This window comes from Pseudomonadota bacterium (genome assembly GCA_030775045.1).
GTDB lineage: Bacteria > Pseudomonadota > Alphaproteobacteria > JALYJY01 > JALYJY01 > JALYJY01.
Window position 1 is genome coordinate 1 of record JALYJY010000127.1, and the last position, 3,661, is coordinate 3,661.

The following is a 3,661-nucleotide window of genomic DNA, read 5'->3' on the forward strand; positions in this document are numbered from 1 at the left end:
TGCAGCGAGCGGGTGAACTGCATGGCCAGATAGCCGTGCTGCTGGCTCGGGATGGAAATATCGGGCATCGGCCCTCCCCCTGACGGGGGAACCACGTTGCCATCGTCGTCAAAGATTTCGTGGACAAAGCCGGGCAGGGTGTCCAGATAGCTGCGCAGGCCACGGCTGACCTTTTCCGGCAAGGCCTGGTCGCGGGCCAGCCGGACCACGGCCTGCAGTGTCATGTGATCGCGGATGGTGCGGATGTCCAGTGGCGTGCTCTGGTTGTCGCGCTTCCAGGTCAGGGCTGGCATGATCGAGCTGATGAAGCCTACGGCGCGCTCTTTCCACATGGCGTTGTCACCGCCGGACTGGGGCATCAGGCTGACCAGCATGTTGGTCAGGTACGAGGCAGAACCCAGCGTGAAGGGGTTCAGGGTGTTGGTGGCCGCGCCCACATCACTGTTGCCGGTCATGTAGTTCAGGACCAGCAGGTCGTCGTCCCGTCCGAACCGGCGGGCCAGGGAGTACATGGCGGCGAACAGGTCCGTGTCCGCCTTTCCGTCGATATAGACGAACCCGGATCCCCAGGTCAGGCCATTGGAGACAAGGCCTTTCAGCCCCTCTGTTTTACCGGCGCCGGTGGTTCCCAGATACAGGATATGGGTTCTGGCATCGCTGTTGGTGACCCACAGTTCCTCGCCGCTGTCCTTGTCGATGCCCAGATACAGGATGCCTTCGGCTTTTTTATCGCCGGGCGGTGCGGCGTTGTTGGGATCGGGAATGCCGGCATAGGCGGGCATTTTCAGGGGCAGCTTGAACTCCCGCTTCCTGTACCACAGGAAATACAGGACGATGACCAGGGCGATCAGGTCCGCGAACATGTCCGGGCCGGGGATCAGGGCTGCCACAGCCCCCCCGCCCGCAAGCATGGTCATGGCATGGGATGTCTTGAGGTCGTCAAGGGCCCGCTGCAGCAGGGGGCGTGTATCCCTGAGCGTTTTCTTGTACTCGTGCTGGTAATTCCTGGCGACGGGCATGGCTCTATATCATTCCGGCATCATTGCTGTGGCGACCCCAGGATGTCATCCGCGCTCATGGGGACGCCAACGGGCTGTGGCGGCGGGGCAGCGGGCTGCGGCGTTCCGGGCAGTGTTCCGGGGGGAAGCGCCATGCCCCCGGTCTGCTCCCGCAGCATCTGCTGGATGAGGGCCTGGTTCAGGGCATCGCTGCCTGTCATTCCGGACTCTGCTGCCGGCGCAGGCGGGATCTGCATGGGCAGGGGCTGGACCGGTACGACCATCACAAAGGCGGCCAGAAGCACGAAAATCACAGCCAGGGCGGACAGGCTTGTGGCGGCGGCGATAGCAGCCATGCGCAGGGCCATCCGGCCTGTGGAGGGACCAGGGCAGCGCAGGGCACATGACAGGCGGCAAAAGATTTTTTCCGCAGCCTTCCGGTCACGGAAGCGGGCAATCTCGACGGTTTCAGGAGCGGAGCCTGTTTCCCGGACGCTGGCTGACAGGATCCAGTGACTGCCGTCATCCCGAAGCTCCATGTCCAGAAGCCGACTCCAGCCGATGTTGAAAACCAGGGTGCGGGACGTCCCTTCATGGCAGACGGTGACAACAAACTGGTTGCCCGAAACGCGGCCCCTGACGCACCCTGAAGAATTCCTGCCCACTGCACATACTCCTGTGAATCTGCGGGATTATGATCCCGAAAGGTTAATTTTTCGTTTTTGAACGGCCCTGTTTTCCTTCGTCCAGCGGTGGCACAGCCGGTCTGGTTTCGGAAAAATATGTGACAAGTGAATCAATAGCCGGTTCCACCCGCGGGATGGCCAGCGGGCGGCGGGCTTCCGTCTCGGCCATGAAGTGGGCCATGGATGCCGCAGCCTCGGTATGAAAAGACTGGCGCCCCAGGTTGTTCAGGGCATACCACAGTTTCCGGTCCACACCCCGCAGCCACAGGAAGCTGGCCGAAGCCAGAACACCCCCGTTTTCCCGGGCCTTTTTCAGAACCCCGAGCATGGCTGTGGTGAACCAGCCGTGGCGTTCGGCCACTTTCAGGGCTTCCCCGCCTGTTCCCGGGCTGCCCAGGACAGCGTCAATCTCCTTTGTGACCCCGGGGGGCAGCTGCAGCCCCTTTTCAGGAGACCAGGATGCGGCAATCTTTCCAAGAAGGTCGTCTGATTCCTGCCGCTTGCGGGCAATCTTGAGGGCAAAGGCCGCCAGAAGGGCCCGGGCGTACGGTGGCAGACTGTCAGCGCCTGTCCACCGGGCGCCCAGCTGGGTCAGGCAGGCGCGGCGCGCAGAATCCCGGTCGGGAATGTTGTTGATCAGGGAAATGCGGTTTGCGGCCACCCATTCCTCGGGGGAAAGAGCCTCGGCAAACAGAGGCAGTGTGGCCGGAATAGCCTGACCAGTGAAGCGGGCACTGGCCTGCGTGGGATTGAACTTCAGCAGGGGGGAGATCACCGGCCAGAACCTTGACTGGGCCCGGATCAGGGTTTCCAGGTTGTATTTGTGTCTGAACCGGGTGTCTGGTGCGCGCAGGGTCACGAAGATTGCGATGCCTGCCAGAAGGGCGGCAAAGAACCATTTCATATAATACATGACGGTTTTTGACAGGATGGCGGCCTGGGGCCATTCCACAACCGGCTGGGCCGAGGCCAGAAGGCGCAGGTTGCGCAGCTGGACGCTTCCCGTGATCTGTTCGATCACCCACAACTCGCCCACGCGCACCCACCGCAGGCCACTCAGGATATGGGCTCCCAGAAAATGCCATATGGCCCATGTGAGGCCGCAGAGCAGCACTGTCACCAGAAGGACCAGCATGAAAGGGTCGTTGTTGTTGTTTCCCTGGGACACGCTCTGCCACTCCCCCTGAAACCCTGACGGAACATGATCCGCCGGCCATACTGTAACCCGTGAAGTATACCTCTTCCTGGATTGTATTGCCAGAAATTACATGCTGCAACCGGTGTTTCGACATCCTGCCACGCAGACAGGTCCATTTATGCTGTTGGCAAACAGGCTGAAAGGGGATAGGCTGACAAGTGTTCCAAACCTGCCAGCTGTGTTCGAAAACAGCGGCCACAATATCAGCAGGAGTTCAAGCCGTGCGCCACATCCTTTCCGCCCTTGCCGTTCTGGTGGTCTTTCTTGCTCCTGCCGTGGTCCGGGCCCAGGATCCCATGCCCCAGACGTCGAATCTGAATATTGTTCCGTTTGGTGACACCGAATACTGGACCCTTAAGGCCGTCCATTCCAGAAACAGCAATCTGAAACTGATCTGCACCATGACCAGCAAGCAGGCCGATGGCCAGAGCATCACCATGACCTGGGACGGAAAATCCGTAATGATGACAGTCTCCCGCCGGGTCCAGCCCCGCAGTGTGAACGTGACAGTCTCTTCCCAGGGTCAGCAGCTGGCCAGCGGCGGCGCCACAGTTTCCTCGCTGCAGGTTATCAGGGACATAACCATTCCTGGTCCGGATCCCCTGTCCACCCTTCGTGACAGGAATGTCATGGATCTGACAGTTGCCGGCGAAAATCAGCCTCTTCAGCTTGTCCTGAGCGGCATGGGGCCGGCTACAGACCGGCTGCGGGAGTGCATGCAATAGGCGTGCGGACAATCAAACGGATAATGGCCATCTGACCTCGGCTTTCCGGACTTC

At 60.7% G+C, this 3,661-nt stretch carries 4 protein-coding genes; 1 reads left to right on the top strand and 3 read right to left on the bottom strand.

Annotated features, from left to right (window positions below; all coding sequences use genetic code 11):
- The 3 genes from M3O22_08885 to M3O22_08895 all read right to left on the bottom strand — a co-directional run.
- The coding region (locus M3O22_08885) for a type IV secretion protein IcmO (protein ID MDP9196856.1) at positions 1 to 1,019 on the bottom strand (1,019 nt) is incomplete at its 3' end.
- Positions 1,020 to 1,039: 20 nt separating this feature from the next.
- A complete protein-coding gene (locus M3O22_08890) occupies positions 1,040 to 1,663 on the bottom strand; it encodes a hypothetical protein (protein ID MDP9196857.1) in 624 nt (207 codons plus the stop codon).
- A gap of 43 nt (positions 1,664 to 1,706) precedes the next feature.
- Positions 1,707 to 2,852 (bottom strand): hypothetical protein, encoded by a 1,146-nt coding sequence (locus M3O22_08895; GenBank protein ID MDP9196858.1) that lies wholly within the window; start codon positions 2,850 to 2,852, stop codon positions 1,707 to 1,709.
- A 251-nt stretch (positions 2,853 to 3,103) separates the two neighbouring features.
- Between M3O22_08895 and M3O22_08900 the strand changes: the two genes are divergently transcribed.
- Complete coding sequence (locus M3O22_08900; protein ID MDP9196859.1) at positions 3,104 to 3,607, top strand: hypothetical protein; 504 nt, start codon at positions 3,104 to 3,106, stop codon at positions 3,605 to 3,607.
- Positions 3,608 to 3,661: the final 54 nt, after the last annotated feature.